Below are 16,771 nucleotides of genomic sequence, written 5' to 3'. Positions count from 1 at the left end.
GGGGATTGGGGAAGGGGGAAGGGGGAAGGGGGAATGGTGCGTTGCGCTGCGCGACAACACACCCTACGTTTTATCAATAAAAACAAATAAAATTACTCTAGGCTAGTTGCAAATAAGGACATTTTTGTAAGAAACTAGATGCTTTTTGACGAGCATGATGATTATCAATATTTACGGGTGTAGGGCGGATGATGCCATTAAATAAATCATCCAAACCGTAGGGGGTAAAAAATTGCCATTCTCCTTGAGCATTTAACCGCACTCCTACAGCCGTTGCAGTATGTAACCATTGGGCGATGCCGTCTTCTGTACTATTGTAGGTTCTTTCGCCATCACGCCACCGGGCAAAACTGGCTTGATTTTTGACATCAAACTCTTGGTTAGGAAACTGTTCTTGGAGAATAGCTTTTGCTGCTTGTTCTTGGGAACGGTTTCCTTGGATATCGAAAAATGCAATATCAAAGTCTTTGATTACTAAAGCGCAATCATTACCAAAAATTGCCCGCCAAACAGTATTTCGCACCGCACCGCCTGCTAACCACCAGTCAGGTAGGTGAAGTGGTGCGATCGCTCTTAAAATCATCCCTACAGGTGAATCAGCGAGAATCATCTGTAAGCGAGTGTTACTGTTCATATCAAAGTTCAGATAATTTTTAGCTAGCAAGCGAAAATATTACCATTCATCTTTGCCGAAGTTTGTTTAATTATTCATTCGTAGTATAAATATCGAATAATTGTGTGCTAGTCCAAAAACTAAATTTAATTTTTTAATTCAATTTAAATTTTTGAATTATGGAAGACTTATTTGCCAGCATCAACCTGACTCTAAATCAGGAACTACCTTATATTACAGAGTCACAGCAAGCACTGTTCACAGAACTCAGTATCGATGAAAATCAACCAGGGACAATTCTGCGTGACTTCCAATCTTTAATCGATTTTATCCAACCAAAAGGTGTAGAAGTCAGTAGCGTTAATCATCTTTTACCACTAAAAGTCTTATCGGAACTAAATTTACAGTTAAGCCACCCAATTGATACTAAACTGAAACGTCCTGTACAAAAATCATATCCTTACATCAATGGGCTTTATCTGTTATTACGTAGTTCAGGAATCGTGCAAATTAAATCTCAAGGTAGAAAACAGTTTTTAGTATTAGATGAAGCTGTTTTAGAATCTTGGTCTAAGCTCAATTTTACAGAACGTTATTTTACCTTATTAGAAGCTTGGTTAATTTGGGGAAATAACGAAATTTTAGGTGAGCGCCAAGATACATGGAATAATTTATTTAAATGTATTCAATTTTGGGCGCGGATTCCCGATCAAGGCTTAAAGTTAGCTAAATATGACGACCAACAAGTTCTTGGCTATTATCCTGGTCTGCATAATATTGCTTTATTAGAATTATTTGGATTACTAACCATTCAACAAGCAAAAGCTCAAGAAGGTAAGGGATGGCGCATTACCAGTGTAGAACGTTTACCCCTTGGTGATGCGATGTTTAGGTTACTCTTTCCAGTAGGAATTACAGGCAAATTTGAAGAAGAAATAAATATAAATTTTGGGCAATTACAGCCTCATTTTCAGCCGTTCTTTCCTGAATGGCAAAATAATTTAATCCTACCCAAACAAGGATTTACTGATGGTATTTATATTTTTAAAGTATCGGTTGCTAAATCTTGGCGACGAATTGCTATCCCAGCCAAAAGAGAATTAAGCTGGTTAGCTAGCACAATTCTTGATGCTTTTGATTTCGACTACGATCACCTATATGAATTTAGTTATAAAGACCGTTTTGGTCGTACTTGTACAATAGGTCATCCCTATACAGAATCACCCCCATTTGCCGATCAAGTCCGTATTGGTGATTTACCATTAGAACTGGGGACAAGCATGACTTATCTTTATGATTTTGGCGATAATTGGCAATTTAATGTGCAATTAGAAGACATTCAACCACTAGATAACAAAATTAAAAAAGCCAAAATTTTAGAAATTCACGGCGACGCACCGCGACAATATTGGAGCGAAGATGATGATTGGGATGAAGATGAGTAATACAGCACTTTTGAAGTAAGTGAGGTACATCATGAGTAATGAGTAATGAGTAATGAGTAATGAGTAATGAGTAATGAGTAATGAGTAATGAGTAATGAGTAATGAGTAATGAGTAATGAGTAGGAAATTTACTTATTACTCTTTACTTTTTTCAATTAGTTGCTGTACCTTATAAACATCGAATCTGCTGTATCTTGTTCAGTTAAAGACTTACCATATAAAGTAAACCTTAAATTGTAGGATGCGTTAGCGATAGCGTAACGCATCGAGAAAGATGGTAACATGCTTGAACCCCTTACGGGGATGGAAAATTTGCATGATATTATTCAAGTTAATAGTGATATAAATTACACCATAGATTTTGTTTTAGTACCCATAACTTGTTTTGCGATCGCACTGATTGTTTCTGTCCAAGGATGATTGGGATACTGTAAGCTGAAAATGCCACTACTGCCTAAATTGAACATCTCTTCACTCACAGGTAAAATTCCAGCTACAGGGGTGGCGTAGGTACTTTGGATTTTTTGCCGTAACTCATTAAAATTTAAAGATGGTAGTGCTTTGTTAACCACTAAAAGCATTTTTGGTACTTCTAATTTCTTCGCCACATCAACTGCTACGGCTGTCCCTTGGTAATCTTGTTTATCTGGACGTAGAATCAACACCAAGGTATCAGAAAGAATAATTGAAAGCAAAGTTTCTTCGTTAATACCAGGGTGAGTATCAATTAATAGATAATCTAGTTTTAAACGCTTTACTAAATGGCGTAAACCATCATTCAGCAAGCGCGCGTCATAACCTTCGCGTAAAATCCGAGAAATATCACTCATCTTAATACTAGAAGGCAAGAGATAAATATTTCCCTGACGGCTAAATAAAGATGGTTTTTGTTTAAGCACAGAACTCACATCATAAACTGCATCTTCAATCGCACAACGTCCCCATAAATAATCATTCAGGGTATAGCGAATGCGTGCTTCTTCTAACCCAAACAAAACATGAATACCAGGAGATTGAATATCAGTATCAACAACTCCTACTCGCTTTCCAGAACGAGCAATTAAAGTAGCCAGATTACTTGTAACGTTTGATTTACCAGTTCCGCCACGGAATGAATGCACAGAAATTATTTCAGACACGATAAAACCTCAATGGTAATTAGTAGTTCGTAATTCGTAATTCGTAATTGGGGAATGGGGAATGGGGAATGGGTAATTAGTATTTGTCTTCTTCATCTCCCTCATCCCCCTCATCTTCACTGATTCCCGTTGTTGCGTTTACTTCTCATAATCCTTGCTTCTTCTTGCAATTGTTGGAATGATTCTGATCCCTCAATTTCTGCAACTTGACGCGCGCGTCTTGTTTCATCAATTTCGATTCTGAGTTTTTGTAATTGCTGCGTCATTTGTTGTTCACGAGCATAAATTTCATGCATCATGCGTTGAAAAACTCTCCCCATCTGTCCTAATTCATCATTGCGTTTAACGATGGGTGTGAGCTTTTGGCGGTCAAATTCTTCCGCTTCTTCAGAACTAATTTGAGCCATAGTCATTTTCTGCGCTAATTGTGCCATTGGTTTGAGGGGTTGTAGCACATTGCGTTTCAGTAAATAATTAATTAATAAAATTACTACAGCGAAGATAACAATAAATAAGCTAATGAATAATATAAAAGCACGGTTAGCATCATCAAATACCTTTTTAGCAGGAAGGTAAATGATTTGAGTACCTAGCACTTTATTGAGTTCCCATCCATAGCCATTTTCGGAACCGTAACTTAAAACATGACTTCTTGGCGCAGCTTCCGGTGTACTATGGCAGCGTAAACAAGTAGGGTTTTTAACAACAAAAGGACGAGCGCTATAGAACAGTTTTTCTTCAAAAGAATCGCGGAAACCTGAAATGTTTTTCAGTTCTGGTTCGTTGCGAAATCGTTCAATAACCTGCATCTCAAATGTATCAGCCTTATCCCTCATATTGGTGGGATTGAGATTGGCATCTTTATAAAAGTAATCTTTATATTCTGGATTTTTCCGCAGATTTTCAAACACTTCTCTAACTGCATAACTGGGAATCGTCTCCGGGACAAAGGTCGATTGAGTTTCCACCATCGGTAACAGCAGAGGACTGACTTTTGTGTTGGTGAAGTTTCTGATAGAGTCCATCGTCTCTGCCAGAATTTGGCTACGGTAACCAATTTCGGCTTCCGCCTTATGTTCTAGTGCATGAGATAAAGTAAAACCACTGACTGCGATCGCACAGAGGAAAACCAGCGATAGAAGAAAGGTAAATTTAGTTGCTAATTTAAATCTGTTCAACATTGCTGTTTCCTCTTTGCTTACAAAATGTTTACCAATTCATGCACATTAAATTAATAGGATATTTTGATTTTTTATTTGTTTTTAAATTATCCACCCACTAACCTTTGCTAATAATATTTAGTGCCATAAATTAATTAAGCAAATTTAGCGGTTGTTAGATCCCCGACTTCTTGAAGAAGTCGGGGATCTGGATAACAGGCAACAAATCACAATTCATAATTACGAACTACGTAGCGCTTTGCGCTTCCCGCAGGGTATTACGAATTACGAATTGACGATCTATGTCTATTCATACTGCTAGAAACGTGGAATTTCCAGGTTTTAAGGCAAACTCACTACTTTTGTGGGAACTAGTCCCCTTAGCCTATGACTAAAGTCTTAGTCCTAGCTAAACCCCATAAGCGAAAGTCAGACAGCTTCTCTTTACTTCGCTTAGACAGAATCCTAGACGTTTTTCAGATGTGTATAGGGGAGTTGAATTCGTACTATAGGGACATCAAGCAAGGAAAGCGAAAGCAAACAACAAACAAATCGCTCTCGGCGCTGGATTCCACACAATCTGAAACATTAAGGAAAAAACATCATGTCTGACAACATTCAACCCGTAGAACTATCCTCTGAAGAATTAGATAACGTTGCTGGTGGTGCAAGTCGTTTTGCAACTGCTGCAACTAGTGAAAGAGAAGATAGACAAATCAGCAGCTTAAATGTTGGTCGCAATGGTATTCAAAGCAACAACCTTCAAGAAACCGTTGACTTCAAGGCTGCGCTGTTTGAATTCACTCAAACAGGCGAGTAGTTCTTTATTCACTCGGCGTTGAGTAAAGGGGATACTTCCCCAAGATTCTTCCCCTATCTCAACTTTATGACTAATTTTTAACCCATCATACCTCAAGGAGAAAACATCATGTCTGACAACATTCAACCCCAAGAATTATCTTCTGAAGAACTAGATAACGTTGCTGGTGGTGCAAGTCGTTTTGCAGCTGCTGCAACTAGTGAACTAGATGATGCACAAATCAGCAGCTTCAATGCTGGTCGCAATGGTATTCAAAGCAACAACCTTCAAGAAACCGTTGACTTCAAGGCTGCGCTTGTTGAATTCACTCAAACAGGTAAGTAGTTCTTGATTCACTTGGCGTTGAGTAAAGGGGATACTTCCCCAAGATTCATCCCCTATCTCAACTTTATGACTAATTTTTAACCCATCATACCTCAAGGAGAAAACATCATGTCTGACAACATTCAACCCCAAGAATTATCTTCTGAAGAACTAGATAACGTTGCTGGTGGTGCAAGTCGTTTTGCAGCTGCTGCAACTAGTGAACTAGATGATGCACAAATCAGCAGCTTCAATGCTGGTCGCAATGGTATTCAAAGCAACAACCTTCAAGAAACCGTTGACTTCAAGGCTGCGCTTGTTGAATTCACTCAAACAGGTAAGTAGTTCTTGATTCACTTGGCGTTGAGTACAGGGGATTCTTCCCCTATCTCAACTTTATGACTAATTTTTAACCCATCATACCTCAAGGAGAAAACATCATGTCTGACCACATTCAACCCCAAGAATTATCTTCTGAAGAACTAGATAACGTTGCTGGTGGTGCAAGTCGTTTTGCAACTGCTGCAACTAGTGAAAGAGAAGATAGACAAATTAGCAGCTTAAATGTTGGTCGCAATGGTATTCAAAGCAACAACCTTCAAGAAACCGTTGACTTCAAGGCTGCGCTGTTTGAATTCACTCAAACAGGCGAGTAGTTCTTTATTCACTCGGCGTTGAGTAAAGGGGATACTTCCCCAAGATTTTTCCCCTATCTCAACTTTATGACTAATTTTTAACCCATCATACCTCAAGGAGAAAACATCATGTCTGACCACATTCAACCCCAAGAACTATCCGCTGAAGAACTAGATAACGTTGCTGGTGGTGCAAGTCGTTTTGCAGCTGCTGCAACTAGTGAACTAGATGATGCACAAATCAGCAGCTTCAATGCTGGTCGCAATGGTATTCAAAGCAACAACCTTCAAGAAACCGTTGACTTCAAGGCTGCGCTGTTTGAATTCACTCAAACAGGCGAGTAGTTCTTTATTCACTCGGCGTTGAGTAAAGGGGATACTTCCCCAAGATTTTTCCCCTATCTCAACTTTATGACTAATTTTTAACCCATCATACCTCAAGGAGAAAACATCATGTCTGACCACATTCAACCCCAAGAACTATCCGCTGAAGAACTAGATAACGTTGCTGGTGGTGCAAGTCGTTTTGCAGCTGCTGCAACTAGTGAACTAGATGATGCACAAATCAGCAGCTTCAATGCTGGTCGCAATGGTATTCAAAGCAACAACCTTCAAGAAACCGTTGACTTCAAGGCTGCGCTTGTTGAATTCACTCAAACAGGTAAGTAGTTCGTTCTTCACTTGGTGTTGAGTAAAGGGGATTCTTCCCCTATCTCAACTTTATGACTAATTTTTAACCCATCATACCTCAAGGAGAAAACATCATGTCTGACCACATTCAACCCCAAGAACTATCTTCTGAAGAACTAGATAACGTTGCTGGTGGTGCAAGTCGTAGAGCAGAAGCTTTCACCGCAGAGTTGACAGATTTTCAAATCACTACACTTGAAGCAGATCGTAACGGAGTTCGTAGTAAAGTTTTCCAATCCACAGATGATTTTAAAGCTGCTCTTTTTGAAGAACAAACAACAGGCAAATAACTCTACTGTAACTAGATAAGGGCTTAATTGACTAGCTAGCTAGTTTGATGATCGCCCTCTTTATTGAATTCAATTCAATCACAAAACAACCGATTATGTTAGGTGACGAAATTACTCCTAATGATGACGTGACCGAATTGTCGGATGAGGAGTTAGACGAAGTAGCTGGTGGTTTCAGTCTGAAGTTTCAAGCTGCAAGATTTGCATCGACAGTGATATCTAACGACCAAACTGTATCTGGATCTCATAAAAGATTAGCAAATTCAGCATTTAAGGCAGAAACCATAGAATCGTCATTTCTCCAAGTCACCATTGTTGATGCAACAACCGATGATTTAAAAGTGCTTAACGAGTTATTTGGCGGTTCATCTGCACTCGACGGTTCTGCATAAGAAACTTCCAATTAAAACAATATCCTATAGCTTTCTTGGTAGGGAGAGTAAGAGAATATTTACTCTTGTTAATTGGATAATTTATTTTCTGGAAGTTCCAAAATTGAGTTTCTGTAATGTTTCTGGTGTCAATCAATGTTCGTTCGATTTTAAATTTATTACAAGGAGAAACAATTTCAATGGAAAATGAAAAGAAAATCGAAGTACAAGAATTATCAGCTGAAGAACTGATAACTATTGCAGGTGGTGTGGCTGTGGGTGAACCTTATCCAGGTCAGTATCCCACAAGCGATATTTATAATGATGTATCTCAAGAAATTACAAAACATCTCAAAAATACAAAGCTTCCTTATTGGAAAGATAAGTACGGCAATTCTCACACTTACACTAGTGAATCATCTGAAGGATGAAGGATGAAGGATGAAGGATAAAGGGTGAAATATCTACCTATTTTCATCCTTTATCCTTGACACTTCATCCTTTTGAGTTTGCGCGATGGGGAGATTGATCGGTAGTTATTTCTGCACTCCCCATTTCTCTCCCGTTAGCAGAACAGAAGGAATTTAAATTATGACAGAAGTTCTACTGAAGGAACTCACAAATAGTGATATTGACTGGATATTAGCAACGGGTCGGAGAGAAGAAATTACTGCCGGCACGATTCTCATCCGCCAAGGGGCACCGGTTGATGCGCTTTATATTTTACTCGATGGTGCATTGTCCGTTTCTGTTGCTCAAGCTGACGATAACCCGATTGGTCGGGCGTTTGCAGCCTTAGAAGGTGGCGAATTGTCAGGACGGGAGATTACAAGACTGACAAATGGGGAAGTGGTGGGAGAAATGCCTTTCTTAACATCCTACCAGTCTGCAACGACGATTAAAGCTGCGAAAAAGTCTCTAGTGCTGATGGTTCCGCAGCAGGAATTGGTGAAAAAACTCCAAGAAGATATTACCTTTGCGGCTCATTTTTATCGCGCGATCGCAGTTTTATTGGCTCACCGTTTAGAACAAATTGTCAGCCAAATTGGTCAAAGCACAATTGTACTCTTCCAACCGCAAATCCGCGAGATTTTATTTACATTTGCGGAATTAAGCGATAGCGATATCGGCTGGATGATTGCAGCCGGCGAAGCTAAGAGAATTTTGGCGGGAGAAGTTTTATTTCAAGCCGGACGACCCGTTGATGCTTTTTATATTTTATTAGATGGCAAAATGGTAGCTTCCACTGCCGAAGATGCTAGCAACCCCCTCACCCGCGCCTTTTCTAATTTAGAAAACACAGAAACCATCGAAACAGAATTTGCTAGATTATCGCGCGGCGACATGGTAGGCGAAACCCCCTTTGTAGAAGCCAGTCCACCACCGATGACAATTCGCGCCATTGAAGATGCGATCGTTCTGGCTATTCCCCGTTGGCGATTGGCTGCAAAATTGTTACATGATGTGGGTTTTGCTGCCCGATTCTATCGCGTGTTAGCAATATTGCTAGCAGACAAGCAGCAAGGAATTATCAATCGCCTGGGTTACGGCAGAATTACATATAGTTCCGGTAAATCTTTAGACAGTAGCCTTACTTATGAAGATGAACTAAGTTCCGGATTTTTAGCCCAAGTAACCCTAGCAGGAACGCGGTTTGATTGGATGTTGAAGCAGTTGAAGGCGAATTGAGCAGGGGGCAGGGGGCAGGGAGCAGGGAGAGATGAGGGGGATGAGGTAGATGAGGGGGATGAGGGGGATGAGGTAGATGAGGGAGAAATTACTATTACCCATTACCCTTTCCCCCATGCCCCATGCCCAATGCCCTATTTATATTTGGAGTCACTATGGTTACGGCTCAAAAAAACAATATATTTCGTAAAGAAGCGCTGGATCGTTTATCTTCCCCGGAACGCCTGGATCAATTGATGCAGGTGGTGCAGCCGAAGAAGTGGATTCCGTTGGCGGCGTTGGGTTCTTTGGTGGCGGTGGGAGTGGCTTGGAGTGTTTACGGTCGGATTCCCATTACTGTGAATGGACAAGGGGTAGTGGTTTTCCCTAGTAAGGTTGTGCCTTTTCAGTCTCCGAGTTCTGGGCAAATTTTGAATTTGTTTGTGCGTCCAGGCGATCGCGTTAAGAAGGGACAGGTGATTGCAACTATCGACCAAACGGAACTGCAAGAAAAGTTGGATATGGCACGGGCGAAGCTGTTGCAACTGCAAGAACAAGACCGCAGCGCTAATTCTTTGCAAGCGCAACGCACAGTTCTGGATCAGGGTGCAACGCAACAACAGCGTCAAGCACTGTTACAAAGTTTAGATACTACTAAATCTGTAACCCCAATTCTGCGGGAGAAGGGTTTAGAGTCAATTCGCCAAGAAAGGCGGACTTTAGAGCAACAGTTGGAAACCACACGCAAGCTAGTCCCAACTTTTCAAGAAAGGTTTGAATTGCGGCAACAATTACGCCGGGAAGGTGCTGTATCTACTGATACTGTGCTGCAAGCGGAGCAGGAATTTCTTAATAGTAAAAGCCGGATTAATGAAATTCAATCGCAACTGAAACAACTGGATGTCAAAGAAGCCGATGCCCAAAGGCAATATTTAGCTAACTTAAACGCTACTAAAGAACTACAAGCCCAGTTAGCAACATTAGATACTAAATTAGCTTCCCAAGCCGAACAAGATTTAGCGATCGCCACCAATCGGAAAAAAGAAATTCAAGAAACCGAAAGAGCGATCGCGCAATTAAAATCGCAATTAAAAGATAGAAATAAGGTTATTAGCAGCTTCAACGGTCAAATCTTAGAACTGACGGTTGTTCCCGGACAAAGCTTGGAAGAAGGGGCGCGTATTGGCACAATTCAAGCTCAAGATTCCACTGATAAGTTAGTGGGAGTTGCATTCTTCCCAGTCAGCGAAGGTAAAAAGATTCAAAAAGGTATGGAGTTGCAAATCACTCCCTCTACTGTGAAGCGCGAACGCTTTGGCGGAATCATCGCCAAGGTAACCAGTGTTTCGTCGTTCCCTGTCACCAAAGAAAGCGCATCCAGCGTTGTTGGTGGTGCAGAAATTTTGCAAGGCTTAACCTCCCAAGGGCCGCAAATTCAAGTCTTCGCTGAACTCGATGCAGATCCCTCAACTAAAAGCGGTTTTCGCTGGTCATCTTCAAAGGGGCCAGAAGCCAAAGTCACCTCAGGAACTACCTCCTCAGTCCGCGTCAAAGTTGACGAACAATCACCAATTTCTTTTGTTTTTCCCATACTCCGTTCTTGGAGTGGAATGTATTAATTGGGCATGGGGCATGGGGCATGGGGCATGGGGCATGGGGTAATGAGTAATGAGTAATGAGTAATGAGTAATGGGTAATGGGTAATAGTAATTTCTCCCTCATCCCCCTCATCTCCCTCATCTTCCTCATCTCCCTCATCCCCCTCATCTTCCTCATCTCCCTCATCTCCCTCATCCCCCTCATCTTCCTCATCTCCCTCATCCCCCTCATCCCCCTCATCTCCCTCATCTCCTTCATCTCCTTCATCCCCCTCCCCGACAAATCCTTACTGAACACGAACTATGTGGCGAACTCTTCAATCCCAACTTGGGCGTAGATTAAAAAAAATTCGGCGGCTGATTAGCCCTCCCGATCGCCGTCGTCCCACTCCTACTCTGTTACAAATGGAAGCGGTGGAATGTGGTGCTGCCGCATTAGGAATTATTCTTGGTTATTACAATCGGGTTGTTCCCTTGGCAGAACTCCGTCTAGCTTGCGGTGTGTCGCGGGATGGGAGTAAAGCGTCAAATATTCTCAGTGCAGCCCGGATCTATGGGATGCAAGCGAAAGGCTTTAAGGTTGATTTGGATGGGTTACGTAAACTCGAATGTCCTTATATTATCTTCTGGAATTTTAACCATTTTCTAGTTGTTGAAGGATTTAGTAGAGATAAGGTTTATCTCAACGATCCGGCTACTGGCCCCCGTACAGTTTCCCCCCAAGAATTTGATCAGTCTTTTACTGGTGTCGTCTTAGTTCTGGAACCAAGTACAGAATTCCGAACAGGTGGACGTAAACCCAGCCTGACACTAGCTTTATGGGACAGATTGCAGAGTTCTTTGGGTGCTTTGGTTTACTGTGTGATCGCCGGATTGTTATTAGTAATTCCAGGGTTAGCTATTCCCGCCTTTTCGCAAACATTTGTCGATCATGTCTTAATTGAAGGCAGAAATGATTGGTTGCGTCCCTTAATTCTCGGCATTATTTTAACTGCTATCTTAAATGGTTTTTTAACTTTACTTCAGTTGCAATTTTTGCGTCGTTTAAAAATTAAGCTGGCTGTGGGGATGTCTAGTCGCTTTTTGTGGCATATTCTCCGCCTACCAGTGAGTTTTTACGATCAACGGTTTGCGGGGGAAATTAGTAACCGCGTTCACCTCAATGATAATTTGGCGAATTTGCTTTCCGGTAGATTAGCTACCACAGTGATTTCTATTTTCACTGTCGCCTTTTATGGCGCGGTGATGCTGCAATATGATGCTGTTCTGACTTTAATTGGTATTGCTTTCGTAATTATTAATATTACCGTGTGGCGCTGGGTTTCTCGGCAACGCGTCGATGCCAATATGCGATTAATGCAAGAACAAGGTAAAGTTAGTGGCGTAGCCATTTCCGGCTTGCAAAGTATGGAAACCCTGAAGGCTTCAGGGCTAGAATCAGAATTCTTTTCCCGGTGGGCTGGCTATTATGCTAAGTCGATAAACGCCCGTCAGGAAATGGATACTACTAATCAAACTGTCGGTGTTTTACCATCATTTCTCACCTCAATTACCTCAATGCTGTTGCTGGTGGTGGGAGGGCTGCGGGTAATGGATGGCGTACTCAGTATTGGGATGTTGATTGCCTTTCAAGCCTTAATGCAAAGATTCCTCGAACCTGTGAATAGTTTGGTGAGTCTGGCTGGTGAACTTCAAGAAATGGAAGGTAATCTCAATCGCCTTGATGATGTTTTACATAATGCGATCGATCCGGCGGTGAGTGAAGAAACACCTCTACCCACAGCTTATGATGTACCGAAGGCAAATGTGCGGCTGCAAGGTTATGTAGAACTTCGTAACCTCACATTTGGTTATAATCGCTCCGCAGCTCCCTTAATTGAAAATCTTAATCTTTCACTCAAACCCGGTCAACGCGTCGCCTTAGTTGGTGGTAGCGGTTCTGGTAAATCAACCGTTGCCAAGCTGGTATGTGGATTATACGAACCTTGGGGTGGGGAGATTCTATTTGATGGGAAATCGCGAAAAGATATTCCCCGTTCCATTATTAATCATTCACTGGCGCTGGTAGAACAAGATATCTCGATGTTTGCTGGTAGTGTGCGCGATAATCTCACGCTTTGGGATTCTACGGTACCTTTTAGTAATTTAGTTCGCGCTTGTAAGGATGCAGAGATTCAGGATGTAGTGCTTTCTATGCCTGGTGGTTACAATGCTGACTTGGCAGAAGGGGCAACTAATTTAAGTGGGGGACAGCGTCAAAGATTAGAAATTGCCCGTGCTTTGGTGAATAATCCAGCAATTTTGGTGATGGATGAAGCTACAAGTGCGCTGGATTCTGAAGCGGAGAAGTTAATCGATCGCAAGTTGCGGGAGAGGGGTTGTACTTGTATTATTGTTGCCCACCGTTTAAGTACAATTCGGGATTGCGATGAGATTATTGTCTTTGATCGGGGCAAGGTGGTGCAACGTGGGACTCATGAGCAATTGCAGCAAGTGGAAGGGAAGTATTTGGAGTTGATTCGCAGTGAGGGGGAAGCGATTGAGGAGAAGTAAGATTACAGATTGTTTTGGGGATGAACTACATCTTTTTTATCTCACGCAAAGACGCAAAGGCGCAAAGTAAGAATGCAAAAACTTCATCTCTCTGTGTCCTCTGTGGTTCGTTCATTTGGATAATTTATATTCTTGAAAATGCCAAAAAACGATTCTTTGCGTCTTTGCGCCTTTGCGTGCGACTCTTATCCCTTTATTTAGCAACGCCGTATTAGTTTTAGGAAGCAGGAATAATCATGTTGGATCAAGTTCGCATTGTTAGCTTGCCGGGAGAATATTATCAGATTAAGGGTAATGAGCCGATTATTCTGGATGATCCGGAGACTATTTGGGTTGTAAAATCTGGTTCATTGGCGGTGTTTGCGATTCCACTGAAGGAAGGGGTGGCGGAAGGTACTCGCCGTTATTTGTTTACTACTCGCACCAGACAGGCGATGTTTGGTATTCCTAGTGATTCGCAACCCTTACCTTATCAGTTGGTGGCGGTGTCGATTGAGGAAACTGAACTTTTGAAGGTTTCGGTAAAGGATTTTCGGGAATTTCTTGCTGGTGGTCATGGTGAAGCTTTAACTTTAATTGAGGGTTGGATTGAGCAGCTAGGATTGGCTTTATCTGTAATTACTCCCCCTGGATTACCGTTTCAAGAGGAAGGGGTAAGATATTTTTCCCTGAATAATGGGCAAATTTTTCAACCACAGCGCGAGTTGGTATCTTGGGTACAAATCCAAACTGGTTATGCAACTTGGATGGGGTTTGAGGAATTGTTGATTACAGGGCGATGTCTTCGACAACTCCAAGGGAGAACGCAATTTTTGCCGTTGAGTGCAGATATGTGGTTCCAAGCTGAGGATATGGTTGAGCTGGAATCTCTCAGTACTGCTGATATTCACGATCCTGATACTCTGCTGGCGGGGATGGCGCACCTGCATATATATGTTTTGGGGAGTTTGTATCTTTTAGAACAGGAGGAAACTGAGGCAGAAACCCAGCGCTTTCAAGAACGCCAACACCTCAATTCTCAGGTGATGGAGGAAACGCTGAGTGAGTTAGCTTTTTTACTCAAGCCTGCTAATAGTGGTAGTTTTGAGGTAGGAATTGCTAACGATCCCCAGCAAGCTTTGTTGATTGCGGCTGGTGCGGTGGCGCGGACTTTGGGTGTAACAATTCGTCCGCCGGCGAAGTCGGAAGATATGAAACGCATTCAAGATCCGCTACAAGCGATCGCCCGGGCTTCTCGTTTGCGGATGCGAACGATTTCGTTACAAGGTAAGTGGTGGAAGAAAGATAGCGGCGCGATGCTGGCTTACACCCTGGAAGATAATTATCCAGTGGCGTTGTTACCTGTATCAGATACCCGCTATGAAATGTTCGATCCCATCAGGCGATCGCGTACATTAATTAATGCGAGAACTGCGGCGAGATTAGCGCAGACTGGTTACACTTTTTACCGTCCTTTACCAGATAAAGTCCTCAGTACCCTGGACTTGTTAAAGTTTGCCCTGGAAGGACATTACCAGGAATTGATGGTTGTCGTGATTGCGGGTGTGGCGACGACTTTATTAGGAATGATTACCCCCCAAGCTACCGCCATCTTAATTGATAGTGCTATTCCCGATGCCGATCGCAGTTTATTAGGGCAAATTGCTTTAGGATTGTTGGCTACAGCTTTTGGTAGCACTTTGTTTCAACTAGCCCAAGGTTTCGCCATTATGCGGGTAGAAACCTTTGCTGATGCTACCACTCAAGCGGCAGTTTGGGATCGCCTGTTGAATCTCAAAGCCTCGTTTTTCCGTAAGTTCTCCATTGGGGATTTAAATTCCCGGGTGAGTGCGGTAAGTCAAATCCGCCAAAGGCTGAGTAGTACAGTTTTAAGAAGTATATTTACCAGCTTATTTGCATTATTAAATTTAGGATTGCTGTTTTATTACAACGGTTCCCTAGCGTTAATTGCTTTAGTGGTAGCGTTGGTGAATATTGGTGTAACTTTATTTTCTGGTATTTCCACCCTGCGGAAAGTTCGCCCCTTACTCGAATTACAAGGACAACTCTTAGGGGTGATGGTGCAGTTAATTAACGGTGTAACTAAACTGCGAGTTGCTGGGGCTGAAGCCCGCGCCTTTGCTTTTTGGGGTAAACAATATAGTCAGCAAATTAAATGGATGCTGAGTACTCAAAATATTGAGGATATTGTGGCGGTAATTAATAAAATCCTGCCAGCATTAACCACAGCTTGTTTATTTTGGTTTGCCACTAGTTTAATTCAGGAATCCCAATCAGGTAGTTTATCTACAGGTGTATTCTTAGCTTTTAATGCCGCATTTGGAACATTTATCGGTGGTGCTACTAGCCTTAGCAGTACAGTTGTAGATGTCCTGCAAATCGTGCCATTATGGGAACGCGCACAGCCGATTTTGGCAGCTAAACCGGAAGTAGACACAGAAAAAGCTGATCCTGGGCGACTTTCTGGGCGGGTAGTAGTCGATCATGTGATTTTCCGCTATCGTGATGACGGGCCTTTAACCTTAGATGATGTTAGTATCCACGCGGAACCGGGAGAATTTATCGCCTTTGTGGGTGCTTCTGGGAGTGGTAAATCCACACTATTCCGCTTATTACTAGGGTTTGATGCACCGGAATCAGGGACAATTTACTTTGATGGTCAAGATTTAGCGGGGTTAGATGTCCATGCAGTCCGCCGACAATTAGGCGTAGTGATGCAAAATAGCCGCTTAACATCTGCATCCATCTTTGAAAATATCGCCAGTGGTGCGACAATCACAATGGATGAAGCCTGGGAAGCAGCGCGGATGGCTGGCTTTGCTGAAGATATTGAATCCATGCCAATGGGAATGCACACTGTAATTAGTGAAGGTGGTAGCAACCTTTCCGGTGGACAACGCCAGCGCTTATTAATTGCGCGATCGCTCGTTTTAAAACCCAAAATCCTGCTATTTGACGAAGCCACCAGCGCTTTAGATAACCGCACCCAAGCAATTGTCAGCCAAAGCTTAGAACGGTTAAAAGTCACCAGAATTGCGATCGCCCACCGTCTCAGTACCATTCGCAACGCTGATCGTATCTATGTATTCCAAAATGGTCGTGTAGTTCAAGAAGGTAGTTTTCATCAACTCGCCAAGCAACCAGGACTCTTTGCTCAACTCATGGCGCGACAGAAGCTTTAATTAAGTGCGATCGCCTTTCTTGGAAGACAGATTGTACGCAATACTTGTCGGTTAAGGGGAAAAAGGGGAATGGGAAAAGGGAAATAATACCAATTTTAAAAAAGAATGCGACAGATTGTAGGGGCAAGGCGCTGCCCATACGTGTCAACTTAAGCTAAAAGCTATGTACGGCGCGTGTTCTACAAATACCTCGTGCCCTCATCCCCTAACCCCTTCTCCCCCGGGAGAAGGGGAACTAAATCTCTTGCTCCCCTCTCCTGGTGGGTGAGGGCGAAACCTTGCAACAAAGCGGGTTTCACGTTAA

General features: G+C 42.3%; 18 protein-coding genes. 15 read left to right on the top strand and 3 right to left on the bottom strand.

Annotated features, from left to right (window positions below):
• Nucleotides 1-97 precede the first annotated feature (97 nt).
• Nucleotides 98-634, bottom strand: a complete 537-nt coding sequence (locus HGR01_RS20070) for a nucleotidyltransferase family protein (RefSeq protein ID WP_045870721.1) — start codon at nucleotides 632-634, stop codon at nucleotides 98-100.
• 158 nt (nucleotides 635-792) lie between these two features.
• Here HGR01_RS20070 and HGR01_RS20065 point away from each other — a divergent pair, with 158 nt between their 5' ends.
• Nucleotides 793-2,058 carry a plasmid pRiA4b ORF-3 family protein gene (locus HGR01_RS20065; protein WP_045870722.1) on the top strand — a complete coding sequence of 422 codons (1,266 nt, stop codon included), beginning with the start codon at nucleotides 793-795 and terminating at the stop codon, nucleotides 2,056-2,058.
• Nucleotides 2,059-2,405: 347 nt separating this feature from the next.
• On the opposite strand, the gene HGR01_RS20060 is transcribed toward HGR01_RS20065, so the two are convergent.
• Nucleotides 2,406-3,197 (bottom strand): MinD/ParA family protein, encoded by a 792-nt coding sequence (locus tag HGR01_RS20060; protein ID WP_045870723.1) that lies wholly within the window; start codon nucleotides 3,195-3,197, stop codon nucleotides 2,406-2,408.
• A gap of 116 nt (nucleotides 3,198-3,313) precedes the next feature.
• The gene (locus HGR01_RS20055; RefSeq protein ID WP_045870724.1) at nucleotides 3,314-4,378 is read right to left on the bottom strand and encodes a DUF3365 domain-containing protein; all 1,065 of its coding nucleotides are present in this window, start codon (nucleotides 4,376-4,378) and stop codon (nucleotides 3,314-3,316) included.
• 583 nt (nucleotides 4,379-4,961) lie between these two features.
• Between HGR01_RS20055 and HGR01_RS20050 the strand changes: the two genes are divergently transcribed.
• From HGR01_RS20050 to HGR01_RS19985, 14 genes are all read left to right on the top strand, one after another.
• Nucleotides 4,962-5,177: a CTB family bacteriocin gene (locus HGR01_RS20050; RefSeq protein ID WP_045870725.1), complete on the top strand. Its 216-nt coding sequence runs from the start codon at nucleotides 4,962-4,964 to the stop codon at nucleotides 5,175-5,177.
• A gap of 108 nt (nucleotides 5,178-5,285) precedes the next feature.
• A complete protein-coding gene (locus HGR01_RS20045) occupies nucleotides 5,286-5,501 on the top strand; it encodes a CTB family bacteriocin (RefSeq protein WP_045870726.1) in 216 nt (71 codons plus the stop codon).
• A gap of 108 nt (nucleotides 5,502-5,609) precedes the next feature.
• A complete protein-coding gene (locus tag HGR01_RS20040; protein WP_045870726.1) occupies nucleotides 5,610-5,825 on the top strand; it encodes a CTB family bacteriocin in 216 nt (71 codons plus the stop codon).
• Between the two features lie 95 nt (nucleotides 5,826-5,920).
• Nucleotides 5,921-6,136 carry a CTB family bacteriocin gene (locus tag HGR01_RS20035; RefSeq protein ID WP_045870727.1) on the top strand — a complete coding sequence of 72 codons (216 nt, stop codon included), beginning with the start codon at nucleotides 5,921-5,923 and terminating at the stop codon, nucleotides 6,134-6,136.
• Nucleotides 6,137-6,244: 108 nt separating this feature from the next.
• Nucleotides 6,245-6,460, top strand: a complete 216-nt coding sequence (locus HGR01_RS20030; protein ID WP_045870728.1) for a CTB family bacteriocin — start codon at nucleotides 6,245-6,247, stop codon at nucleotides 6,458-6,460.
• 108 nt (nucleotides 6,461-6,568) lie between these two features.
• Nucleotides 6,569-6,784 (top strand): CTB family bacteriocin, encoded by a 216-nt coding sequence (locus HGR01_RS20025; RefSeq protein ID WP_045870729.1) that lies wholly within the window; start codon nucleotides 6,569-6,571, stop codon nucleotides 6,782-6,784.
• Between the two features lie 95 nt (nucleotides 6,785-6,879).
• Nucleotides 6,880-7,095 (top strand): CTB family bacteriocin, encoded by a 216-nt coding sequence (locus HGR01_RS20020; protein WP_045870730.1) that lies wholly within the window; start codon nucleotides 6,880-6,882, stop codon nucleotides 7,093-7,095.
• A gap of 95 nt (nucleotides 7,096-7,190) precedes the next feature.
• On the top strand, nucleotides 7,191-7,487 hold the full coding sequence (locus tag HGR01_RS20015) for a CTB family bacteriocin (protein WP_155539267.1): 297 nt from the start codon (nucleotides 7,191-7,193) through the stop codon (nucleotides 7,485-7,487).
• A 116-nt stretch (nucleotides 7,488-7,603) separates the two neighbouring features.
• Entirely contained in the window at nucleotides 7,604-7,897 is a 294-nt protein-coding gene (locus tag HGR01_RS20010) for a hypothetical protein (protein WP_045870732.1), read from the top strand.
• 160 nt (nucleotides 7,898-8,057) lie between these two features.
• The gene (locus HGR01_RS20005; RefSeq protein WP_045870733.1) at nucleotides 8,058-9,155 is read left to right on the top strand and encodes a cyclic nucleotide-binding domain-containing protein; all 1,098 of its coding nucleotides are present in this window, start codon (nucleotides 8,058-8,060) and stop codon (nucleotides 9,153-9,155) included.
• Nucleotides 9,156-9,310: 155 nt separating this feature from the next.
• Nucleotides 9,311-10,753: an NHLP bacteriocin system secretion protein gene (locus tag HGR01_RS20000; protein ID WP_045870734.1), complete on the top strand. Its 1,443-nt coding sequence runs from the start codon at nucleotides 9,311-9,313 to the stop codon at nucleotides 10,751-10,753.
• Nucleotides 10,754-10,830: 77 nt separating this feature from the next.
• Complete coding sequence (locus HGR01_RS19995) at nucleotides 10,831-11,070, top strand: hypothetical protein (protein WP_155539271.1); 240 nt, start codon at nucleotides 10,831-10,833, stop codon at nucleotides 11,068-11,070.
• A complete protein-coding gene (locus tag HGR01_RS19990) occupies nucleotides 11,036-13,285 on the top strand; it encodes an NHLP family bacteriocin export ABC transporter peptidase/permease/ATPase subunit (RefSeq protein WP_045870735.1) in 2,250 nt (749 codons plus the stop codon). Before HGR01_RS19995 ends, HGR01_RS19990 begins: the two co-directional genes overlap by 35 nt.
• A gap of 236 nt (nucleotides 13,286-13,521) precedes the next feature.
• Entirely contained in the window at nucleotides 13,522-16,467 is a 2,946-nt protein-coding gene (locus tag HGR01_RS19985) for an NHLP bacteriocin export ABC transporter permease/ATPase subunit (RefSeq protein ID WP_045870736.1), read from the top strand.
• Nucleotides 16,468-16,771: the final 304 nt, after the last annotated feature.

The sequence above is a fragment of the Tolypothrix sp. PCC 7712 genome, from assembly GCF_025860405.1.
In the GTDB taxonomy this organism is placed as follows: domain Bacteria; phylum Cyanobacteriota; class Cyanobacteriia; order Cyanobacteriales; family Nostocaceae; genus Aulosira; species Aulosira diplosiphon.
The sequence above is the reverse complement of the archived record's forward strand: the minus strand, read 5'-3'. Positions and strand labels throughout refer to the sequence as shown.

Coding starts and splice junctions, on each gene's coding strand:
- HGR01_RS20070 (WP_045870721.1), bottom strand. CDS start 634: ATGAACAGTAACACTCGCTTACAGATGATTCTCGCTGATTCACCTGTA.
- HGR01_RS20065 (WP_045870722.1), top strand. CDS start 793: ATGGAAGACTTATTTGCCAGCATCAACCTGACTCTAAATCAGGAACTA.
- HGR01_RS20055 (WP_045870724.1), bottom strand. CDS start 4,378: ATGTTGAACAGATTTAAATTAGCAACTAAATTTACCTTTCTTCTATCG.
- HGR01_RS20050 (WP_045870725.1), top strand. CDS start 4,962: ATGTCTGACAACATTCAACCCGTAGAACTATCCTCTGAAGAATTAGAT.
- HGR01_RS20045 (WP_045870726.1), top strand. CDS start 5,286: ATGTCTGACAACATTCAACCCCAAGAATTATCTTCTGAAGAACTAGAT.
- HGR01_RS20040 (WP_045870726.1), top strand. CDS start 5,610: ATGTCTGACAACATTCAACCCCAAGAATTATCTTCTGAAGAACTAGAT.
- HGR01_RS20035 (WP_045870727.1), top strand. CDS start 5,921: ATGTCTGACCACATTCAACCCCAAGAATTATCTTCTGAAGAACTAGAT.
- HGR01_RS20030 (WP_045870728.1), top strand. CDS start 6,245: ATGTCTGACCACATTCAACCCCAAGAACTATCCGCTGAAGAACTAGAT.
- HGR01_RS20025 (WP_045870729.1), top strand. CDS start 6,569: ATGTCTGACCACATTCAACCCCAAGAACTATCCGCTGAAGAACTAGAT.
- HGR01_RS20020 (WP_045870730.1), top strand. CDS start 6,880: ATGTCTGACCACATTCAACCCCAAGAACTATCTTCTGAAGAACTAGAT.
- HGR01_RS20015 (WP_155539267.1), top strand. CDS start 7,191: ATGTTAGGTGACGAAATTACTCCTAATGATGACGTGACCGAATTGTCG.
- HGR01_RS20010 (WP_045870732.1), top strand. CDS start 7,604: ATGTTTCTGGTGTCAATCAATGTTCGTTCGATTTTAAATTTATTACAA.
- HGR01_RS20005 (WP_045870733.1), top strand. CDS start 8,058: ATGACAGAAGTTCTACTGAAGGAACTCACAAATAGTGATATTGACTGG.
- HGR01_RS20000 (WP_045870734.1), top strand. CDS start 9,311: ATGGTTACGGCTCAAAAAAACAATATATTTCGTAAAGAAGCGCTGGAT.
- HGR01_RS19995 (WP_155539271.1), top strand. CDS start 10,831: ATGGGTAATAGTAATTTCTCCCTCATCCCCCTCATCTCCCTCATCTTC.
- HGR01_RS19990 (WP_045870735.1), top strand. CDS start 11,036: ATGTGGCGAACTCTTCAATCCCAACTTGGGCGTAGATTAAAAAAAATT.
- HGR01_RS19985 (WP_045870736.1), top strand. CDS start 13,522: ATGTTGGATCAAGTTCGCATTGTTAGCTTGCCGGGAGAATATTATCAG.